Origin of the sequence: Clavibacter lycopersici (assembly GCF_003576405.1) — a bacterium.
GTDB lineage: Bacteria > Actinomycetota > Actinomycetes > Actinomycetales > Microbacteriaceae > Clavibacter > Clavibacter lycopersici.
Genome location: NZ_QWGT01000450.1, coordinates 1 through 887, shown reverse-complemented (window position 1 = coordinate 887; position 887 = coordinate 1). Strand labels below are relative to the sequence as shown.

General features: G+C 72.7%; 1 protein-coding gene. It reads left to right on the top strand.

The annotated features are described in order from the left end of the window. Positions 1–166: 166 nt before the first annotated feature. The coding region (locus DZG00_RS15875) for an AAA family ATPase (RefSeq protein ID WP_119455842.1) at positions 167–887 on the top strand (721 nt) is incomplete at its 3' end.

The following is an 887-nucleotide window of genomic DNA, read 5'->3' as shown; positions in this document are numbered from 1 at the left end:
CGGGCGCGGCCGGATCCTGCGCGGTCCCCGCGGGCGGCGAGCGGATCCTCGAGGTGCGCGTCACCGCGAACTCGGGCACCCTGTACACGTACGCCCACCGCGGATGACGGCCGAACCCGCGGCCATCCCGCCGGACGACGCGGCCGCACCCGAGAGGCACGCCCCCATGACGATGACCGCCGACGAGGCCCGCGCCTTCCAGGACGAGTTCGCGCGGCTCGTGCGCAACGTGGAGCAGGTGCTGCTCGGGAAGTCGCACGTCGTGCGGCTCGCCTTCACGGCCATGGTCACGGGCGGCCACCTCCTGCTCGAGGACGTGCCCGGCATAGGCAAGACCTCGCTCGCGCGCGCCATGGCGCAGACGGTCGACGGCACGCACAGCCGCGTGCAGTTCACGCCCGACGTGCTGCCCGGCGACATCACGGGCGTCAGCGTCTACGACCAGCGCACGAGCGACTTCGAGTTCCACCGCGGGCCGGTGTTCGCGAGCATCGTGCTGGCCGACGAGATCAACCGCGCCAGCCCGAAGACCCAGTCGGCGCTCCTCGAGGTGATGGAGGAGGGCCGCGTCACGGTCGACGGCACGCCGTACGACGTGGGGCACCCGTTCATGGTCATCGCCACCCAGAACCCCATCGAGCAGGCGGGCACCTACGCGCTGCCCGAGGCGCAGCTCGACCGGTTCCTGCTGCGCACCTCCATCGGGTACCCGGACCACGAGTCGATGCTGCGGATCCTGCAGGGCGCGTCCGTGAGCGCGCACGACGTGACGCTCGCGCCCGTCGCGACGGCCGCCTCCGTGCGGGACCTGCAGGAGCGCGCGGGGACCGTGCACGTGGATCCCGCGGTCGCCGACTACGTGGTGCGCCTCGTCGACGCGACCCGCA